The following is a 21,759-nucleotide window of genomic DNA, read 5'->3' as shown; positions in this document are numbered from 1 at the left end:
GCAAACCGCCCCCGCCCTAACGACCGCGGACGGACTCCGCCTCGATCACGTCCAGCACCTCACGGCCGAGATCGACCAGATACATGTGGTCGCCCGGAAATTCGACATAGTTGAATTCGGCCGTGGTCGCCGCCTGCCACTGGCGGGCCTCTTCCGCGGTGACGAGTCCGTCGGAGGCGCCCCGCAGCGAGCAGATCGGGACCGACACGATGTCGTCGGTGCTCGGGACGTAGTTCTCGTGCATCTCGCAGTCGGCCTGCAGCACGGGGAGGATCAGCTCGCGCATTTCCGGGTGGTCGAGGGCCTCGTGCCGGAATCCCGCGAACTCCTCGACCCTGGCGAGGAACTCCTCGTCCGGGAGCCCGGTGGCCCGCCGCTCGCGCTGGGTCCACGGACCCGGCGAACCGCTGACGACCAGCCGCTCGACCTGCACGCCGCGCGCGGTCAGCAGGTGCACCAGCTCGTACGCGAGCACCGCGCCCAGACTGTGCCCGAACAGCACGACCCGGGCGCCTTCGCCGAGGTCGGCGACGATGTCGTCGATCGAACCCTTGGCCGCCTCGACGACGTTCCGGTACGGCTCCTCCAGGATCTTCCGCTCCCGGCCCGGCAGCTCGACCGAGGTCACGCGCCAGCGGTCGGCGGACAGCTCCCGCCACGGGTGGAAGAACGAAGGACCTGCTCCCGCGAACGGCACGCACAGCAGCGTGGCCTGGTCCCCGTGTTCCGCGGACATGCCGGGCTCTGTCACCCCGACCAACCCCAATCATTCATTCGATCGTTTGTTGAAACAGTTCCGGGACACGGATGTCCGGTCGCTACGCCAGCTTGCTGCCGGCGACCTCGAAGAATTCGGCCACGGGCGCCGGCATGTGCATTTCGTGGTGCGTGGCGTTCATCTCGTGCACCTCGAAGGAACCGCCGACGTACGGGCGCCACAGGTGCGCGTACGACTTGTCCTCGAGCGCCGCGTGGAAATACAGCACGTCGCCGCGGTAGACCGGGGATTCGAAATCCATCATGCGCTTCGTGTTGTTGGCCATGACCTTCGACATGGTGTCGAGGAAGCCCTGCCGGTTGCCCATGCGGATGTACTGGCTGAAGTCGTCCTCGAGCTCCACCCGGTAGTCCGACGACTCCTTGCCGGCGTGTACCTCCGTGAACCCGTGCCCGCCCGGCTGGGCGTCCAGGATGGCCACGAAGGCGACCTCGTGCCCGAGCCGGTCCAGCGCGTCCGCGACGGCCTGCACGACGGTGCCGCCGTAGGACCAGCCGATCAGGTTGAAGGGCCCTGCCGACTGGATCTTCAGCATCTGGGCGACGTAGTCGTCGATCATCTCCTGCACGGAGCCCGCCGGCGTGTCGACGCCGTCGGAGCCGCGGGACTGCAGGGCGTAGGCCGGCCGGTCCTGCAGGTGCGTCACGAAGCTGTAGTACGCCCAGCCCAGCCCGCCGCCTCCGTGGAAGAACCACACCGGCGCCTTGCCCGTGCCGGGATCGCCGTTCAGGGGCAGCACGACCGCGAACGAGTCGGCGTCGTCCGCGGGGACACCGCCGGCGAGCATCAGCGCGGCCAGCTCGGCCACCGTCGGGTACTTGATGACCGTCCTGATGGGAATGTCGATGTCGAACTCTTTGCGGATGCGGACGCTGAGCCGGGTGGCCAGCAGCGAGTGACCGCCGAGCGCGAAGAAGCCGTCGTCGATGCCGACCTTCTCCAGGCCGAGCAGCTCGCTGTAGAGGGCGCACAGCTTGTGCTCGAAGGCGTTGCGCGGCTCCCGGCTGACCGCCGCGGTGTTCGCGTCCTCCGAGGGCAGTGCCCGGCGGTCGAGCTTGCCGTTCGAGGTCAGCGGGATCTCCGAAAGCGGAATCACCACGGAGGGCACCATGTAGTCCGGGAGGCGCTCGCGCATGTACGCGGACAGCTCGGCGACCAGCGCACCGGCCGGCTCGTCGTCGGACTCGGGCACGACGTAGCCCACGATGCGCTTGTCGTCGTCGTGGTTCTCGCGCACCACGATCACCGCCTGCGCCACACCCGGATGCCCGGCCAGCACGTTCTCGATCTCGCCCAGCTCGATCCGGAAACCACGGATCTTCACCTGGGTGTCGGCCCGCCCGACGTACTCCAGCTGGCCGTTGCGGCTCCAGCGGACCAGGTCGCCCGAGCGGTACATCCGCTCGCCCGGCACGCCGAAGGGGCACGCGACGAACCGTCCCGCGGTCAGGTCCGGCCGGCCGTGGTACCCGCGGGCCAGGCCGTAGCCGGCCACGTACAGCTCGCCGGTCACGCCGGTGGGCGCCGGCAGGAGGTTCGAGTCCAGGACGTAGGCGCGCAGGCCCGGGATCGCCGGGCCGATCACGCTGGCGCGGAAGCGGGCGGCGGAGTTCTCGTCCAGGTCGATGCGGGTGACGTGCACCGTGGTCTCGGTGATGCCGTACATGTTCACCAGCACCGGCGCATCGTCGGCGTGGCGCTGGTACCAGTCCGCGAGGCGGTTCAGGTCGAGGGCCTCGCCGCCGAACACCACGTACCGCAGCGCCAGGTCCTGGCCGGGGGCATCGGCGTCGGCCTGCACCAGCTGGTAGAAGGCCGAGGGCGTCTGGTTGAGGACGGTGACCTTCTCGCGGGCGAGCAGCTGGAGGAAGTCGCCCGGGGAGCGGGAGACGTCGTAGGGGACCACGACCAGGCGTCCGCCGTGCAGCAGCGGCCCCCACAGCTCCCACACCGAGAAGTCGAAGGCGTAGGAGTGGAAGAGGGTCCACACGTCGTCCGCGCCGAAGGCGAAGTCCTCGGCGGCGCTGAAGAGCCCGACGACGTTGCTGTGCGGGATCAGCACGCCCTTGGGGCGGCCGGTCGACCCGGAGGTGTAGATCACGTACGCCGGGTGCTCGGGGCGCAGGGCCGTACGGCGCTCGGCGTCGGTGAGGTCGGCCTCCGACTCCTCGGCGAAGGCCCCGGCCAGGTCGAGGTGGAGCTGCGGGAGGTCCTGGTCCAGCCCCTGCGCGGCGGCGTTCGAGCTGGTGGTGACCAGCAGGACCGGCTGGGCGTCCTGGACCATGTACGCGATGCGGTCGGCCGGGGAGTCGGGGTCGATCGGCAGGTAGGCGCCGCCCGCCTTGAGCACCGCGAGCAGCGCGACGACCAGCTCGGCCGAGCGCTCCAGGCAGACTCCGACCAGGGACTCGGGGCCGACGCCCTGGGCGACGAGGTGCCGCGCGAGCCGGTTGGCCCGGGCGTTGACCTCGCCGTACGTGAGCGCGTCACCCTCGTGGGACACCGCGACCTCGTCCGCCCGCTGCGCGGCCTGGCGCTCGAACAGCTCGACCAGGGTGACGTCGGGAATGGCATGGGCGGCGGGGTTCACCTCCCGCACCAGCCGCTCGCGCTCCGCCGCGCTCAGCACGTCGACGTCCCCGATGCGCACGCCCGGATCGGCGGCCAGCTGCTCCAGCACCCGGACGAGCCGGGCGCCGATGACCTCGGCCGACTCGCGGTCGAACAGCTGGGTCGCGTACTGGAGGTCGCCCTGCAGCGCGCCCGACTCGTCCGCGGTCAGGCTGAAGAACAGGTCGACCATGGCGGTCGAAGGGATGGCCTGCTCGAACTTCACGTCGAGCCCGGGGATGCCGAGGTCCGGCTTCTGGTAGCTCTGCCAGGCGAACATCACCTGGAACAGCGGCTGGTAGGAGGCGGAGCGCTCGGGGTTGATGGCCTCGACCAGCAGGTCGAAGGGGACGTCCTGGTACTCGTAGGCCGTCAGCGCCTTGTCGCGCACCTGGGCGAGCAGCTCGGTGAACGTCGGATTGCCGGAGAGGTCGGCCCGCAGCACCTGGGTGTTGACGAAGAAGCCGATCAGGTCGGCCAGCGCCTCGTCGGTCCGTCCGGCGATCGGGGAGCCGATCGTCAGGTCGTCCCCGCCGCCGAGCTTGCGCAGCAGCACCGCCAGCGCGCCCTGCAGGACCATCGACATGGACGCGCCGCGCTCGTCGGCCAGCTTCTGGAGCCCGGCCGCCACCTGCGCCGGCACGGAGAGGCCGATCGTCTCGCCGTGCGAGTTCGCCTCCGCGGGCCGCGGGCGGTCCGTCGGCAGGCTCAGCGGCTGCGGCACCCCGTCGAGCTGCTTGCGCCAGTACTCGACCTGCTGCGCGGCGAGGCTCTCCGGGTCGGACACCTCGCCGAGCACCTCGCGCTGCCACTGCGCGTACTCCTTGTACTGCACGGGCAGCGGCTCCCACTGCGGCGCCTGGCCGTCCAGGCGGGCGGAGTAGGCGGCGATCAGGTCCCGCATCATCGGCGCGCTCGAGCTGCCGTCCGAGGCGATGTGGTGGACGACCATGACGAGGACGTGCTCCTGGGGGGAGCAGCGCAGCAGGTGCGCCCGGAAGGGGAGCTCGCCCTCCAGGTCGAACCCGTGCGAGACGGCCTCGCCGATCGCGCGGGACATGTCCTCGGACGCCACCTCGGCCATCTGCACCTGCGGGGACGCCTCCGCCGGCGTCAGGATCCGCGAGTAGGGCTCACCGTCGTCATCCGTTGCGTACGTGGTTCTGAGGATCTCGTGCCGGTCGACCAGGTCGCGGATCGCCGCGGCGAGGGCGTCCTGGTCCAGGGATCCGGTCAGCCGGAACGCGGCCGAGATGTTGTAGGTCGCCGCCCCCCGCTCCAGCTGGTGCAGCAGCCACATACGACGTTGTGCGAATGACAGCGGAATCATTACTTCACATCCTTACTTAACGATCATCTGGCGCAGGCTGGGGCGACGGGGTGCGGCCGACTCCTGCGACCAGGCGGCGAGCGCGGCCACCGTCGGCAGGTCGAAGATCTTCCGGATCGGTATCTCGATCCCCATCTCGGCGCGGGCGCGGCTGATCAGCCGGGTGGCGAGCAGGGAGTGTCCGCCGAGCTCGAAGAATCCGTCGTCGATGCCGATCCGCTCCACGCCGAGCACCTCGGCGAACAGCTTGGCCAGGGTCTCCTCGCGCGGGGTTCGAGGCGCCCTGTAGGCGGCGCCGTTGTACTCCGGCTCGGGCAGCGCGGCGCGGTCCAGCTTTCCGTTCGGGGCGAGCGGCAGCCGGTCGAGGAGCATGAAGGCGGCCGGCACCATGAAGTCCGGCAGCCGCTCCGAGACGAAGCCGTGCAGCTCCTTCCTCGACGGGCCGGAGACTTCGCCGGTCTTCGCGTCCTCGCCGGTGGCGACGGGTACGACGTACGCGACCAGCTGCTTGCTCGAGCTGCCGGCGCGCCCCTCGCAGGCGATGACGACGGCCTGCGCGACCCCGGGGTGCGCGGTGACCGCGGCCTCGACCTCGCCGGGCTCGACGCGGAAGCCGCGCACCTTGACCTGCGCGTCTCCGCGGCCCGCGTACTCCAGGGCGCCGTCGGCGTTCCAGCGGGCCAGGTCACCGGTGCGGTACATGCGCGAGCCGGACGGGCCGAACGGGTCGGCGACGAAACGCTCGGCGGTCAGTTCGGCGCGGCCGTGGTAACCACGGCCCACGCTGCCGCCGACGTACAGCTCGCCGACCGCGCCGGGCGGCAGCGGGGTGAGGCCGGGGCCGAGGACGTAGGCCCGCATGTTGCCGAGCGGGGTGCCGACGGGCGTGCTGCCCGTCCCGGCCTGCATGTCGCCGTGGACGGTGAAGGCGGTGGCGTAGAACGACTCGCTCTGCCCGTAGGCGTTGACGACCCGCACGCCCGGGAAGGCCTTCCGCGTCTTCTCGACGAGCGACGAGGGCAGGGCCTCGCCGGCGAAGACGACCGTCTCGACGCTGGTGCGCCCGGCGATCTCGTCGACGAGTTCGGCGAAGGCGGACGGCACGGTGGAGATGACGCTGCCGCTCCAGCCCTCCCGCTCGCCCAGGACCAGGACGTCCCGGACCACTTCGACGACGCCGCCGGCGGCGAGGGTCGTGAAGATCTCGAACGCCGAGACGTCGAAGTTGACCGAGGTGCCCGCGAGGAGGCGCTTGCCCGGCTCCATGCCGACGCGGGAGGCGAGCCGCAGCACGCCGTTGACCACGCCCGCGTGGGTGATGGCGACGCCCTTGGGCTTGCCCGTGGAGCCAGAGGTGTACATGACGTACGCCAGCTGGTCCGCATGGAGCGGCAGTCCGAGGCCGGTGCCGTCTCCCGACAGGTCCAGCGTGTCGAGGAAGACGTCCGGGGCGTCGTGCTCGGGCAGCACGCCGACCGTCGTGGAGTCCGTCAGGACCAGGCGCGGCCGCGCCTCCCCGAGGATGGCCTCGAGGCGGTGGCTGGGGTACTTGGGGTCGACCGGCAGGTACGCGCCGCCCGCCTTCAGGACCGCGAGCAGTGCGACCACCAGGTCGGCCGACCGCGGCAGCGACACCGCGACCACCGACTCCGGGCCCACCCCGCGTCCGGCCAGTTCGCGCGCCAGGCGGTTGGCCCGGGCGTCCAGCTCGCGGTACGTGAGGGACTCGCCCTCGGCGACCACGGCGACCTCGTCCGGGGTCCGCGCCGCCTGTGCCTCGACGAGCTCGTTGACCGTGACGTCCGGGGTCGGGACGGCCGTGTCGTTGAACCCGGTGATCAGCCGGTCGCGTTCGGCCGGATCCAGGATGTCGACCTCGGCGACCTTGACGTCGGGGCGGGCCGCCAGCTGACGCAGGATCCGCACGAAGCGGGCCGCGAGCACCTCCACGGCGTCCTGCTCGAAGACGCCCTGCGTGTACTGGAGGATGAAGTGGAGGTGCGGGTCGAGCGCCGCCATCAGGGTCAGCGGGTAGTTGGTGCCCGTGGCCGCGCGCAGGCCGGTGAAGGCGATCCCGTCCGCGGCCTCGGAGGCGGCGCCGATGGCTTCCTCGTCGACCGGGTACGACTCGAAGACGACCAGCGTGTCGAAGAGGGACTTCAGCCCGACGGACTGCTGGATCTCCGAGAGCCCGTGGTAGTGGTGGTCCAGGAGACGGGCCTGCCGGCTCTGCAGCCGGGTGAGGACCTCGGCGAGGGTGTCGCCGGGCCCGTACTCGACGCGTACGGGAAGGGTGTTGATGAACATCCCGACGATCGAGTCGACGTCCGTCACCTCGGGCGGGCGCCCGGAGACGGTGGCGCCGAGCACCACGTCCTGGCGGCCGGTGAGCTGGCCGAGCAGCAGCGCCCAGGCACCCTGGACCAGGGTGTTGACGGTGACGCCCAGCTCGGTGGCGCGCCGGCCGAGGGCGCGGGCCTCGTCCTCCGGGAGCGTGATGTCGACCTGGCCGACGCCCTCGCCCTCGCCTTCGGAGCCGGGAGCGAGCAGGGTCGGCTCCTCGAAGCCGGCCAGCTCGGCCGCCCACACCCGGGCGGTCTCCTCCTGGTCCTGGCGGGCGCGCCAGGACAGGAACTCGCCGAAGTCGCGGGTCGCGGGCAGCCCGGCCGCGTCGCCGCGGGACGCGTAGAGCAGCAGCAGGTCCTGCATCAGCAGGGGCATGGACCAGCCGTCGATGAGCACGTGGTGGGCGGTCATCACGAGCTCGGCGCGGCCGTGCTCGAGGACGACGAGCGCCACGCGGATCAGCGGCGGGGTGGCCACGTCGAAGTGGGCGCCCCGGTCCTCGGCGAGGAACGCCTCGAACCGCTCGGTCCGTTCGGCCTCGTCGAGGGCGGTCAGGTCGAGGTACTGCCACGGCAGCGACACCGTCTCCGGCACCACCTGCACCACGTCGCCGTCCGCCCGGTTGACGAACGCCGCGCGGAGGCTGGGGTGGCGCGCCAGCAGGGCCTGTGCGGCCCGGTGCATCCGCTCCGGGTCGACGTCGCCGGACAGGTGGAACACCAGCTGCATGTGGTAGGCGTCGAACTCGGCGCCGGCCAGCATCGTGTGGAACAGCATCCCGGACTGCACCGGGGTCGTCGGCCAGATCCGGCACAGCTTGCCGAACCGCCCCTCCCAGGTGTCGATCTCCTGCTGGCCCACCTCGACCAGGGGCGCGTCGCTCGGGGTCAGGCCGCCCGCCTCGGGAGTCGCGGCGTGCCGCGCCAGGGCGGTCAGCGCCTCGACCCACAGGCCGGCCAGCTCGGTGACCTCGTCTCGGGTGAGCACGCCGGTCGGGAAGCCGAAGTAGGCGGTCAGCTCGTCACCTGCGGCCACGGCGTTGATCTCCAGCGCCGACAGCACGGGCATGTCCGCGTCGGGCGCGGCGATCAGGTCCTGGTGCGTGGTGTCCGGCGCCCAGCCGAGGCCGCGCAGCTCCTCGGGGATGTCCGCGCTGGACGCCCGGCCCAGGTAGTTGAAGCCGATCCGCGGCTCCCGCCGGCCGGCGAGCGCGGCGGCGGTCTCCGGGTTGAGGTGGCGCAGCAGGCCGTAGCCCATGCCGTTGTCCGGCACGGCGCGCAGCTGTTCCTTGACGGCCTTGACCGCCCGGCCGGCGGCGGGGCCGCCGGCGAAGGCGTCGGCGACGTCGATGCCCGCCAGGTCCAGCTTCACCGGGTACATCGCGGTGAACCAGCCGATCGTGCCGGACAGGTCGGCGCCGGGCACGAGGTGGTCCTCGCGGCCGTGGCCCTCGAGCCGGACCAGCGTCGAGTCCCCGGACACGCCGCGCGTGCGGCGCCACTGCGCCAGCGCCAGCGCCAGGCCGGTCAGCAGCCCGTCGTCGACACCGCCGCGGAACACCGCGGGCACCGTGTCGAGCAGGGTCGCGGTGACGTCGGCCGGCACCTGGATGCGTACGGTGTCCACGGTGGCCGTGACATCGCGCGCCGGGTCCACGTCCCGGGCGCCCAGCACGGGCTCCTCGCCGCTGAGCATCTCCTGCCACGCGGGCAGTTCCGCCACCCGCTCCGGGGTGGCCGCCTCGTCGGCCAGGGCGTGCATCCACCGGCGCAGCGAGGTGCTCTCCGGGGCCGCTTCCGGGGCGAGGCCCCCGCGGATCCGCTTCCACGCGGCGGCCAGGTCCGGCACCAGGATGCGCCAGGACACGCCGTCGACGACGAGGTGGTGCAGCACGATCAGCAGTCGGTCCGCCTCCTCGGCGGAGGTGAGCCACACGAACTGGGCCATGACGCCCGCGTCCGGGTCGAGCCGGTCCGCGGCCGCGTCCAGCTCGGCCTGCACGTCGGCGCCGGCGTAGCGGACCTCGTGCAGCAGCGCGCCGGCGTCCACGCTGCCGACGGGCTCCATGCGCAGGCCGGGCTCCGCCCGGTCGAGGCGGGAGCGCAGCACGTCGTGCCGGTCCAGTACGGCCTGGAGCGTGGCGAGAAGACCCGTACGGTCGATGTCCTCGGGCAGGGTGAGCAGCGCGGACATGCAGAACCGGCCGGTTCCGCCGCCGAGGCCGAGCACGTGCGCGCCCGTCGGGGGCAGCGGGGCCCAGCCCACACCGCCGCCCGGCAGCTCGGCCAGGACGACCCGCTCCTCTTCCTTGCGGCCCTCGACCAGTTCCGCGAGGCGGGCGACCGTGCGCTGCTCGAAGATCTCCCGGGTGCTGACCACGACGCCGCGCGTCTTGGCGCGCGCCACGACCTGGATCGAGCGGATGCTGTCGCCGCCGCTGGTGAAGAAGTCGTCGTCGACGCCGACCTGCTCGGTGCCGAGCACGTCCGCGTACACCTCGGCCAGGACCCGCTCGGCCTCGCTGCGCGGCGCCCGGTACTCGGTGCGGGCGAACTCCGGCTCGGGCAGGGCGGCCCGGTCCAGCTTTCCGTTCGCGTTCAGCGGCAGCCGGTCCAGCACCACGATCAGCGCGGGCACCATGTAGTCCGGCAGCCGCTTGGCCACGAACCGCTGCAGGTCCGCCGGGGAGGGACCGGCGTCCGGGGCGGCTTCGCCGTCGGCGGCGCCGGCCGGCGCCACGTAGCCGACGAGCCGCGCGGTGCCGGTGTGGTCCTCGCGGACCGTGACCACGGCCCGGCCGACCGCCGGGTGCTGGGCGAGGGCCGCCTCGATCTCGGTCGGCTCGACACGGATGCCGTTGACCTTCACCTGGTTGTCGGCGCGGCCCGCGTACTTCAGCCGGCCGTTCTCGTCCCACTGGGCCAGGTCACCGGTGCGGTACATGCGCGCGCCGGCGGGACCGAAGGGGGAGGCGACGAACCGCTCCGCGGTGATGGCGCCGTTGCCGTGGTAGCCGCGGGCGATCAGACCGCCGACGTACAGCTCGCCGATCACACCGGGCGCGACCGGGGTGAGCTCCGGCCCCAGCACGTAGGTGCGCATGTTGGCCAGGGGCGCTCCGACCGGTACCGCACCGGTCTCGGCCGACTCGTCCGGGACCGTGTGCGTGGCGGCGTAGAAGCTTTCCGTCTGGCCGTAGGCGTTGACGACACGGACGTCGGGCAGGGCGCGGCGCACCTTGCGGACCAGGTCGGCCGAGAGGGCCTCGCCGGCGAAGATGACGGTGTCCACGTCGAGTTCGAGGCTGCCGGGGGCATCCGTGATCTGGTCGAGCAGCGCGGAGAACACCGCGGGCACGGCGCTGATGGTGGTGCCGGACCAGCTGCCGCGCTCGCCGAGTTCGAGCACGTCGCGGACGACCTCGACGCTCGCGCCGGCGGTCAGCGCGGTGAAGATCTCGAACACGGAGACGTCGAAGTTCACCGAGGTCGCGGCGAGCATCCGGGAGCCGGCCTCGACCTGCACGGTCCGGCGCAGGTCCTGCACGCCGTTGACCACGCTGCCGTGGGTGATGGCGACGCCCTTGGGCGTCCCGGTCGACCCCGACGTGAACATCACGTAGGCCAGGTTGTCCCGCCCGATGCGGACGTCCGGGGCCGGGGCGGCCCGGCCCTCGAGGCTCAGGTCGTTGAGGTGGAGCACCGGCTGCCGGCACTTGGACACGGTCGGCGCCGTCTGGTAATCGGTCAGCACCAGTGCGGGGTCGGCCGTGTCGAGCAGGAGGTCGACCCGTGCGGCCGGGTAGTTGGGGTCGATCGGCAGGTACGCGCCGCCCGCCTTGAGCACGGCGAGGAGCGCGACCACCAGGTCCGCGGACCGCGGCAGTGCCACGGCGACCAGGACGTCCGGCCCGACACCGCGGTCCCGCAGGACCGCGGCCAGCCGGTTGGCGCGGGCGTCGAGCTCCCGGTACGACAGCGTGGTCCGTCCGGACACCACCGCGGTCGCGTCCGGCGTCTGCGCCGCCTGGGCGGCGACGAGCTCGGGCACCGTCGTGCCGCGCACCGCTGCCGTCGTCTCGTTCAGCTTGGTCAGCCAGGTGCGTTCGGCGTCGGTGAGCACGTCCACGCCGCCGAGCCGCGTCCCGGAGTCGGCGACCACCTGGCGCAGCACGCGCACGTAGCGGTCGACGAGGCTCTCGGCCGTGGCGTGGTCGAACAGCTCGGTCGCGTACTCGAGGCGCCCGTACGCGCCGCCGGCCGGGGCCGGGACGATGTTGAAGAACAGGTCGAACTTCGCGGTGCCGGTGCCTGCCGGGACGGGGGTGATGCGCAGACCCGGGATCTCGATCTGCGACCACTCGAACTGCCAGGCCAGCATGACCTGGAAGAGCGGCTGGTAGGCGGTGGTGCGGTCCGGGCTCAGCAGCTCCACCAGGCGTTCGAACGGAACGTCCTGGTTGTCGTACGCGGCGAGGGCCCGGTCGCGGACCTGGTCCAGCAGGTCGCCGAACGAGGGGTTCTGCGACAGGTCGACGCGCAGCACCCAGGTGTTGGCGAAGAAGCCGATCAGGTCGTCGAGCTGCTCGTCGGCGCGCCCCTCGATCGGGCTGCCGATGGTCAGGTCGTTGCCGGCGCCGAGGTGGTGCAGGAGCACCGCGAGCACGGTCTGGGCGACCATGGGCGCGGTGGCGCCGTGCGCCCCGGCGAGCTTCCCGACTCCGGCGAGGAGTTCCGGTTCCAGCTCGAAGTCGACGTGGCCGCCGCGGTGGTCGGCCGCCGTCGGCCGCGGCCGGTCCAGCGGGAGCTGGACCGGCTGCGGCACCCCGGCGAGTTCTCCTCGCCAGTAGTCCAGCTGCGCCGCGGCGACGCTGTCGGGGTCCTCCTCGTCGCCGAGGACCTCGCGCTGCCACAGCGTGTAGTCCTTGTACTGGATCGGAAGAGGGGTCCACTGCGGCGCACCGCCCTGCTGTCGGGCGGAGTACGCCGACAGCAGGTCCCGCATGAAGGGCGCCATCGACGCCCCGTCCGCGGCGATGTGGTGGATCACGAAGACCACCACGTGCTCCTGCGGGGAGATCCGCAGCACGGTCGTCCGCAGGGGGAGTTCCGTGTCGAGGTCGAAGCCTTCGCACGCGGCCTGCGCGGCCGCGGCCTCCACCGCGTCCGCGGCCACGTCGACCACCCGGAACTGGAGGGGGGCCTCCTGCGCGGGCACGATCCGCTGCTCCGGAGTGCCGTCGGCGTTCTCGGCGATCAGGGTGCGCAGACTCTCGTGCCGGGTGACGACGTCCGTCACCGCCGCGGCCAGGGCCGCCGTGTCCAGCGGCCCGTCCAGGCGCAGCACGAACGGGATGTTGTAGGTCGCGGACGGGCCTTCCAGACGGTGGAGGAACCACAGCCGACGCTGTGCGAAGGACAACGGGATCATCGACGTACTCCTACACGTTCATCGGGCGAAGCTGGGGGCGGTTCGACGTGCCCGTCTTCTCGAGCCGGGCCGCCAGCTGGGCGACGGTCGGACTGCGGAAGACGGTGGTGACCTTCACGTCGACCTTGAGCTCGTTGCGGATGCGGCCGGTCAGCCGGGTGGCGAGCAGCGAGTGGCCGCCGTGGTCGAAGAAGTCGGCGTCGATGCCGATCTCGTCCAGACCCAGCAGTTCGGAGAACAGCCGGCAGAGGACTTCCTCGTTGTGGTTGCGGGGCCCCCGTCCGGTCACGGCTGCTTCCGTGTGGTCCGGTGCGGGCAGCGCCTTGCGGTCGAGCTTCCCGCTCGGGGTGGTGGGGAAGGCCGCGAGCGGCACGATCGCCGAGGGGACCATGTACTCCGGCAGGTTCTCCCGGGCCAGGTCCGTCAGGGCCGTGAGGTCCAGCTGGGCCTCCGCCTTGCCGGTCACCACGTACGCGACGAGCCGCTGGTCACCGGGGCGGTCCTCGCGGACCAGGGCCACCGCGCCGTCGACGTCCGGGTGCTTGGCCAGCGCCGTCTCGATCTCGCCGAGCTCGATGCGGAAGCCGCGCAGCTTGACCTGGAAGTCGGATCGGCCGATGTACTCGACCTGGCCGTCCTGGTTCCACCGCACGACGTCGCCGGTGCGGTACATCCGGGTTCCGGGCTCGCCGAACGGGCAGGCCACGAACCGGTTCGCGGTCAGGTCCGTCTGTCCCAGGTAGCCGCGGGCGAGCCCGGTGCCGGCCAGGTACAGCTCGCCGGTGACGCCCGGCGCGACCGGGCGCAGCGCCTCGTCCAGCACGTACACCTGGGTGTTCCACACGGGGGCGCCGATCGGGACCCGGTCGGCACCCGGCACGTGCTGGTACGCCGTGACCTCGACGGACGCCTCGGTGGGCCCGTAGAGGTTGTGCACACCGCAGCCCGGCAGCACGTCGACGACGCGGTTGGCCAGCGCGGGCGGGAACGCCTCGCCGGCGACCTCGATCCAGCGCAGGCTGGTGCACTCCTTGGCCGAGGGCTCGTTGACGAAGGCCTCCAGCAGGGAGGGCACGAAGTCCGCTCCGGTGACCCGCTCCCGCTGGATCAGGTCGGCGAGGTAGGCCGGGTCCCGGCGCCCGTCGGGACGCGCGATCACGACCGCGGCGCCGACCTGGAGCGGCGCGAAGATCTCCGGCACCGAGACGTCGAAGCTGGCCGTCGTGCTGAGCAGCACCCGGTCCTCGACGCCGACCTCGAAGTGCGCCAGACCCCACTTGAGCCGGTTCAGGATCGCCCGGTGCGCCACCTGCACGCCCTTGGGGCGGCCGGTGGAGCCGGAGGTGAAGATGACGTACGCGGCGTTGTCCGGCGACAGTGCGCGCTCCGGGTTCGTCTCCGGGTACGCGGAGGCGTCCGGAAGGTCTGCGTCGAGGACCAGCAGCGGCTTCGCGCTGTCCAGCACGCGCCGGACCCGGTCCTCGGGCAGCTCGGTGTCGATCGGCAGGTAGGCCGCACCGGCCTTCGCCACCGCGTAGATCGCCACCATCAGGTCCACCGAGCGGGGGATCTTCACGGCGACCAGCCGCTCGGCGCCGGCACCCTGCTCGACCAGCCAGTGCGCCAGCCGGTTCGCTCGCCGGTTGAACTCGCCGTAGGTCAGCGTCTCGTGCTCGCCGATCAGCGCCACACCGTCAGGGGTGCGCTCCACCTGAGCCTCGAACGCGCCCGGCAGAGTGTCCGCCGCCACCGGATGTGCCGTGTCATTGATCCCCTTGACCAGCCAGTCGCGCTCCTGCGCCGACAGCACCTCCATGGCACCGACCGGCTTCTTCGGGTCCTCGAGCACCTGCTCCAGCACCCGGACGAGCCGGGCGGCGATCTCCTCGGCCGCGTCGCGCTCGAAGAGGTTGGTCTGGTAGTCGAGGGAGAGCCGCAGGTACGGGTCGGAGGAGTTGAGGGTGAGCGGGTAGTGCGAGCCGGCGAACGGCCGGATCGCGTCGATCGTGAAGCCTGCCGAGTCGTTCGCCTCGACGATGCCCTCGCGGTCGATTGGGTAGTTCTCGAACACGACGATCGTGTCGAAGAGGGCGGGCAGTCCGACGCCGCGCTGGATGTCGGCCAGGCCGTAGTAGTGGTGGTCGAGCAGCGAGATCTGCCGGTCCTGCAGATCGGCGATGACCTCGCCCACCGTCTGGTCCGGCCGGCAGCGCACCCTGGTCGGCAGGGTGTTGATGAACAGGCCGACCATCTCGTCCGAACCGACCAGGTCCGCCGGGCGACCGTTGACGGCCGCGCCGAAGACGACGTCGTGCTGGCCGGTCAGCTTCGAGAGCAGGACCGCCCACGCGCCCTGGAGCAGCGTGTTCAGCGTGACGCCGAGCTCCGCGGCGCGCCGGGCGAGTTCCCGGCCCTTGTCGATCGACAGCGGGACCTCGACGCGGCCGAGGCGGGAGGCCTCGCCCTTCTCGGGAAGGTCCGCGGCCAGGAGGGTCGGCTGCTCGAACTCGGCGAGCTCGTCCTTCCACCGGGCGGCCGATGCGTCCCGGTCCTGCTTGGACAGCCAGCCCAGGTAGTCGCCGTAGCTCCGGACCGGGGCGAGCTCCTCGGTGCCGCCGTACAGCCGGACCAGGTCCTTGATCACCAGCGGCGACGACCACCCGTCGAACAGGGTGTGGTGCGCCGTGATGATGAGCTTGGCCTTCTGCGGCCCGCAGGTGAGCAGGGCCAGGCGGATCAGCGGCGGCCGGGTCGGGTCGAGCTGGTCGGCCCGGTCGTCGGCGAGGGCCTTGTCGACCGCCGTTTCCTGTGCGGCCTCGTCGAGACCGGTCAGGTCGATGTGCCGCCAGGGGATGGCGACGTGCTCCGCCACGACCTGGACCGGATCGCCGTCGGCTCCGGCCACGAACGCGGAGCGCAGGTTCGGGTACCGCGCGAGGAGCGCCTGCCCGGCCGCCTGCATGCGCGCCGGGTCCACGTGCCCGGTCAGGTGCAGCAGGAACTGCATGTGGTAGACGTCGAAGGTGCCGTCGGCGAGCGCGGCCTGGAACTGGATGCCGGACTGGCCCGGACCCTGCGGCCACACCTGGACGAGCCGGCCGTAGCGCTCCTCCCACTCGTCGATCTCGTGCTGCTTCACCGAGACCAGCGGGGCGTCCGAGGGCGTGAGCCCGCCGATCTGCGGGCGTGCGGCGTGCGCGGCCATGCCGTGCAGCACCTCGACCCACAGCTCGGCCAGTTCGGCGGTCCGCTCGCGGGACAGCACCCCGGTGGGGAACATGAAGACGGCCTGGAGCCGGGCGCCGTCGGCGGTGTCCGTGACGACCGAGTTGACCTCGAGCGCGGACAGCGCGGGCAGGTCCGGGTCGGGCATCGGGATCAGCTGGGCGGACCAGTCCGCCGGCACCCATCCCTCGGCGCGCAGGTGCTCGGGCACGTCGGCGTCGGAGATCCGGCCGAGGTAGTTGAAGCCGATCTGCGGCGCCGCGTAGTCCTCGAGCTGCGGGGCGGTCTCCGGGTTCAGCCAGCGCAGGAGGCCGTAGCCCAGTCCCTTGTCCGGGACACCGCGCAGCTGCTCCTTGACCAGCTTGATGGCCTTGCCGGCGGCGGAGCCGCCCGCGAGCACGTCGGCCAGGTCCACGCCCTGCACGTCGACCCGGGCCGGGTACATGCTGGTGAACCATCCGACGGTGCGGGAGAGGTCCGCCCCCGGGACGACTTCCTCCTCGCGGCCGTGTCCTTCCAGGCGGACCAGGGTCGAACGGTCGTCGCCGCGCCAGCGGTTCACCGCGAGGGCGAGTGCGGCGAGCAGCACGTCGGTGCCGGTGCCCTTGAACGCGGCGGGAAGCTTGGTCAGCACCGCCTCGGTGACCTCGGCGGGCAGCTGCACGCGCACGGTGTCGAGGGTGGACATGACGTCCACGGCGGGGTCGAACGCCCGCTCGCCCAGCGGGAGGTTGGGCGACTCGAGCATGTCGCGCCAGTAGTCCAGCTCCTCTTCCCGCTCGGGGGAGAGGGCCTCGGACTCCAGCGCCGCCGCCCAGCGGCGGGCGGAGGTGCCGACCTCGGGAAGCTCGGGCGCCTTGCCCGACTTGACCTGCTGCCAGGCCTCGGCGAAGTCCGACATGAGGATGCGCCAGGAGACGCCGTCCACCACCAGGTGGTGCAGCACCACGAGCAGCCTGCCCGCACCCGAGTCCGCGGTGAACCAGACGAAGTCGGCCATGGTGCCGGCTTCCGGGTCGAGCCGGCCGGCCGCGGCGTCCACCGCCGCCTTCGCCGCCTCGAGCGCGGCGGGGTCGTCCCAGCCGCCGGCGACGGGCACGCGGCGGATCAGGTCCGCCGCCCGCACGGCGCCCTGCGGACGGACGACGAGAGTGGGCTCGCCGCCGCGTACCAGCTGCGCGCGCAGGAGGTCGTGCCGGTCGAGCACGGCGTCCAGCGTCGCGGCCAGTCCGCTCTCGTCGATGCCCGTGGGCAGCTCGAGCACGATCGACATGGCGAAGCGGTCGATCCCGCCGCCGTGCTCGAACACGTGCTGCGCCACCGGCTGCAGCGCCAGCTCGCCGACGCCGCCGCCGTCGAGCTCCGCGAGCACCGGCACCCGGTCCTTGCGGTCGGAGGCCACCTCGGCCAGCCGCTCCGCGGTGCGGCACTCGAAGATCTCCCGCGTGGTCAGCTCCAGGCCCCGGGCCCGGGCGCGGGCCACGACCTGGATCGAGCGCAGGCTGTCGCCGCCCACGGCGAAGAAGTCGTCGTCGATGCCGACGCGGTCCACGCCGAGCACGTCCGCGTACGCCGCGGTGATGATCTTCTCGGCCTCGGTGCGCGGCTCCCGGTAGGCCTCGCCCAGGAACTCCGGCTCGGGCAGCGCCGAGCGGTCCAGCTTGCCGGTCGGGCCGAGCGGCAGCTGGCTGACGGCCACGAAGGCCGACGGCACCATGTAGTCGGGCAGCCGGGCCGCGACGAACTTGCGCAGCTCGGCGGCCGAGGCTCCGGCCTGCACGTCCACGTCGCCGATACCGCCGGCGCCGTCGTCGCCGACGGCCCCCTCGCCGGTGTGCACGACGTAGGCGACGAGCCGCCGTCCGTCCGATCCCACCTCGCGGCTGATCACCACGGCCTCGCTGATGCCGGGGTGCTGCGTGATCGCCGCTTCCACCTCGGCGGTCTCGATGCGGAAGCCGCGCACCTTGACCTGGCCGTCACCGCGGCCGACGCACTCCAGCTCGCCGCGGGCGTTCCAGCGGGCCAGGTCGCCCGTACGGTACATCCGCTCGCCGGCGGCGAACGGGTTCGCCACGTAGCGCTCGGCGGTCAGGCCCGGGCGGTCGTGGTAGCCGCGGCCGAGGCAGGTGCCGACCACGTACAGCTCACCGATCACGCCCTGCGGTACCGGGGCGAGGCCCGGGCCCAGCACGTAGGCGCGCATGTTGCCCAGCGGGGTGCCGATGGGCGCGACGTCGCTCTCCGCCCACTCCTCGCTCGCCGCGAGGGAGAAGGTGGTGGCGTAGAAGCTCTCGCTCTGCCCGTAGGAGTTCACGATCTGCACGTCGGGCAGGGCCTCGCGGACCTGGCGCACCAGTCGGGCCGGGAGCACGTCGCCCGCGAAGACGACCGTGCGCACGTCGGTCGCCTTGTCCAGCTGACCCACGAGTTCGCCGAGCACCGAGGGGACACCGCTGATGACGTGGCCGTCCCAGCCGTCGCGCTCGGCGAGCGCCAGCGCGTTCGGCACGATCTCGGCGGTGCCGCCGGTGGACAGGGTGGTCAGCAGCTCGAAGACCGAGACGTCGAAGTTCACCGAGGTGCCGGCGAGCATCTTCCAGCCGGTCGGCGCGTCGATGACGCGCACCAGCTCCTGCACGCCGTTGACGACGCTGCGGTGGGTGATCGCCGCGCCCTTCGGCTTGCCCGTGGAGCCGGAGGTGTACATCACGTACGCCAGGTTGTCGGGGCTCAGCGGCGAGGTGCGGCCGGTGTTGTCGAGCGCGCCCTCGGGCGCGTCCCATGCGGCGCGGAGGTCGAGGTTGATGCTCGACATGTCGTTCTGCGGCAGGTCCTGCCCCGTCGCGGTGTCGGTGACCACGAAACGCGGGCGGGCCTCGGACAGCACGGTCTCCGCGCGTCCGGCGAGGTACTGCGGGTCCATCGGCACGTAGCCGGCACCGGACTTGAGGATGCCGAGCAGGCCGACGACCAGGTCTTCGGTGCGCGGCAGCGCCAGGACCACCAGGTCCTCCGGACCGGCACCGCGCCGGACCAGCTCCCACGCGACGGCGTTCGCCCGGTCGTCGAGCTCCCGGTAGGTCAGCGTCCGGTCGTCGCACACGATCGCCGGGGCGTCCGGCGTCCTGGCCGCCTGGCCCTCGAACAGCTCCGGGACCGTCAGCTCGGACGCCGCCGTGGCGTCGTCGTGGTCGTTGAACTCGACGAGCAGAAGGTCCCGCTCGGCCGCGTCGAGCACGTCGATGCCGCCGATGGCGCGCTCCGCGTCGGCCACGAGCCGGCCCAGCACGCGCACGAAGCGGTCCCCGAGGAGCTCGACCGTCGCCCGCTCGAACAGGTCGGTGGCGTACTCCAGGCGGACGCCGGCCCCGCCGGCGCCGTCCGGGATCATGTTGAAGAACAGGTCGAACTTGGCCGTTCCGGTCTCGAGCGTCTCGGACTCGACACCGAGGCCGGCGAACTCCAGGTCCCCCAGCGGCTCCTGCCAGGCGAGCATCACCTGGAAGAACGGGTGGTAGGCCGTGGAGCGGTCCGGGTTGAGCAGCTCCACCAGGCGCTCGAACGGCATGTCCTGGTTGTCGTACGCGGCCAGGGCCCGGTCGCGCACCCGCTGGAGCAGCTCGAGGAAGGTCGGGTTCCCGGAGAGGTCGACGCGCAGCACCCATGTGTTGACGAAGAAGCCGACGAGGTCGCGCAGCTCCTCGTCGGTGCGGCCGGCGATCGGCGCGCCGAGGGGCACGTCGTCACCGCAGCCGAGGTGGTGCAGCAGCACCGCCAGCGCCGACTGCATGACCATGGACACCGTGGTGTCCTGTTCCGCGGCCACCTTCTCCACGGCGCGGAGCAGGTCGGCCTCGATCGGGAACTTGACCAGGTCGCCGCGGGGGCTCGTCATCTTGGGGCGCGGGCGGTCCGTCGGCAGGGCCAGCGGCTGCGCCATGTCGGCCAGGGCCCCGCGCCAGTACTCCAGCTGCCGGGCCGCCAGGCTGTCCGGGTCGGACTCGTCACCGAGCATGTCCTGCTGCCACAGCGTGTAGTCCGCGTACTGCACCGGGAGCGGCTCCCACACGGGGGCGTCGCCCTCCTTGCGGGCCGAGTACGCCGTGGTGAGGTCGCGGAGCAGCGGCCCGAGGGACTCCCCGTCCAGGGCGATGTGGTGCACCACGAGGACCAGGGTGTGGTCGAGCGCGCCGGTCCGCACCAGCGTGGCGCGGATCGGCACGTCGGTGGCCAGGTCGAAGGTTTCGACGGCAGCCGCGTCGACGGCAGCCGCCCGCTCCTCCTCCGCGACCTCGACGAGCGGCAGTTCGAAGGGCTTGTGGCCGGACGCCAGCACCTCCTGGTGCGGGATGCCGTCGTCGCCCTCGACGATCACCGTACGGAGGACTTCGTGCCGGTCGATGACGTCGCGGAGCGCCGTCTCCAGCGCACCCACGTTCAGCTCACCGGTCAGCCGCAGGGCGAAAGCGCCGTTGTAGGTCGGCGAAGGGCCTTCGAACCGGTCCACGAACCACAGCCGACGCTGCGCGAACGACAACGGGATCATTGTTTCTCCAAATCGGCGGAACCAGGGAGCAAGTCGTCACTCAGCTCTGGTCGAGCAGGGTCAAAAGTTCGTCGTTGTAGAAGTCGTCGATGGAGCACGCCCCCGACAGCGTCGAGAAGTACCGGTCGATGTGCTCCTGGTGGCCGACCAGCTTGCGCAGCATGTCGACCCGGCCCTCGGGCTTGAGCTCGGCGACGTTGAGCGCGCCCTGGTAGTGGTTGAGGGCCTCGTTGCTCAGCTCGTTCTCGTAGCGCCGCAGCGCCGACTTGAGCTTGGCGTCGTCGTGCAGGCCGTCCCCGATGAAGTCGGTGAGGTTCTGGGCCTGGACGAAGGCCTCGGTGATGCCGCGGGCGGTGATGGAGTCCTTGTGGTTCACCGCGTCGCCGACCAGCGCCCACCCGGGCCCGTAGGCCTTGCGGAAGTAGTTGTCCTGGTGGCCCGTGCCGTACAGCTGCTCCACGCGCTCGCCCGACTGCATGCGCTCCCACAGCTCGGGCGCCGTCGTGCGGAAGGCGTCGAGGTAGGCGGGTTCGACCGCCTTGCGGACCGCGCCGAAGTCCGCCTGCGGGAAGTAGGCCATGAGGAGCGTGAGGTCGTTGTTGGTCGGCAGCACGCCGATCCAGCGGCCCGGCTGCTCGTACAGCTCGAAGTCCGAGGGGACCCCGGCCCAGTAGCTGTAGTAGGTGCAGGTCAGCCGCGGGTGCTCGATGACGTTCTCCGCGCCGACCTTGCGGGCCACCAGCGAGCGCATGCCGTCCGCGCCGACGACCAGGCGGGCCCGCTCCGTCGCCTCGGCGCCGCCGGGCGTGGTGTACCGCACGCCGACGACCCGGCCGTCCTCGAACAGCAGGTCGTTGACGGCGCAGCCTTCCTGGAACTCGACGCCGGCCTCGACGGCGCCCTCCGCCAGGATCGGGTCGAGCACGAAGCGCCGCGGGGCGTACGTCTCCGTCAGGCCGTCCATCGGCAGGGAGAAGCCCTCGATGCGGACACCGGGGCCCTCGTAGACCTGCTTGGTGATCGGCCGGCAGCCCGCGTCACGGAGCTTGTCGAGCAGTCCCCACCGGTTCATCAGCGCCACGCCCTGCATGTGCAGGTAGTGCGAGGACAGCGTGTCCTGAGGGAATCGCGCTTTCTCCAGGAGCAGCACTCGATAACCCTGCTGCGCGAATAGCATGGCCGTCGGCGAGCCCGCACAACGGGCACCGATGACAATCACGTCGTACATGGCGCCTCCGCCTCTCTTACCAGGTAGTTTTTGGCCCAACGCGGCAGCAACCGGAAATCCCTTGTGATTGAGCGCGCTATCGGCGCAGCGGACCGAATAACCGCTGCCGAGCATGAATGCGATGCTAGCCGATATGAACTAGCGGGATAATAGAACCAGTGCGGGGAACACATGCCGACGCCGTGGGGGGGGGTGGGGGGGGGGGGGGGGGGGGGGGGGAGGAGAAGGGGGGGGGGGGGGGGGGGGGGGGGGGGGGGGGGGGT

Annotated in this window: 5 protein-coding genes; all 5 read right to left on the bottom strand. The window is 71.9% G+C overall.

Features of this window, described 5'->3' with window-relative positions:
- Positions 1–16: 16 nt before the first annotated feature.
- Positions 17–736: a thioesterase II family protein gene (locus tag ACZ49B_RS36190; RefSeq protein WP_468314782.1), complete on the bottom strand. Its 720-nt coding sequence runs from the start codon at positions 734–736 to the stop codon at positions 17–19.
- An 82-nt stretch (positions 737–818) separates the two neighbouring features.
- Positions 819–4,718, bottom strand: coding sequence for a non-ribosomal peptide synthetase (locus ACZ49B_RS36185; RefSeq protein ID WP_468314779.1), 3,900 nt, complete (start codon positions 4,716–4,718; stop codon positions 819–821).
- Between the two features lie 12 nt (positions 4,719–4,730).
- Positions 4,731–12,494, bottom strand: a complete 7,764-nt coding sequence (locus ACZ49B_RS36180) for an amino acid adenylation domain-containing protein (RefSeq protein ID WP_468314776.1) — start codon at positions 12,492–12,494, stop codon at positions 4,731–4,733.
- A 10-nt stretch (positions 12,495–12,504) separates the two neighbouring features.
- Positions 12,505–20,268, bottom strand: a complete 7,764-nt coding sequence (locus ACZ49B_RS36175; RefSeq protein ID WP_468314773.1) for an amino acid adenylation domain-containing protein — start codon at positions 20,266–20,268, stop codon at positions 12,505–12,507.
- Positions 20,269–20,308: 40 nt separating this feature from the next.
- Entirely contained in the window at positions 20,309–21,496 is a 1,188-nt protein-coding gene (locus tag ACZ49B_RS36170) for an NAD(P)/FAD-dependent oxidoreductase (RefSeq protein WP_468314770.1), read from the bottom strand.
- Positions 21,497–21,759 lie beyond the last annotated feature (263 nt).

The organism is Streptomyces sp. NPDC031132, assembly GCF_055570595.1.
This window is presented reverse-complemented; position numbering and strand designations above follow the sequence as displayed.

Bases quoted from the DNA above. Each gene is read 5' to 3' on its own strand.
- ACZ49B_RS36190 (WP_468314782.1), bottom strand. From the start codon at position 736: ATGTCCGCGGAACACGGGGACCAGGCCACGCTGCTGTGCGTGCCGTTC.
- ACZ49B_RS36185 (WP_468314779.1), bottom strand. From the start codon at position 4,718: ATGATTCCGCTGTCATTCGCACAACGTCGTATGTGGCTGCTGCACCAG.
- ACZ49B_RS36180 (WP_468314776.1), bottom strand. From the start codon at position 12,494: ATGATCCCGTTGTCCTTCGCACAGCGTCGGCTGTGGTTCCTCCACCGT.
- ACZ49B_RS36175 (WP_468314773.1), bottom strand. From the start codon at position 20,268: ATGATCCCGTTGTCGTTCGCGCAGCGTCGGCTGTGGTTCGTGGACCGG.
- ACZ49B_RS36170 (WP_468314770.1), bottom strand. From the start codon at position 21,496: ATGTACGACGTGATTGTCATCGGTGCCCGTTGTGCGGGCTCGCCGACG.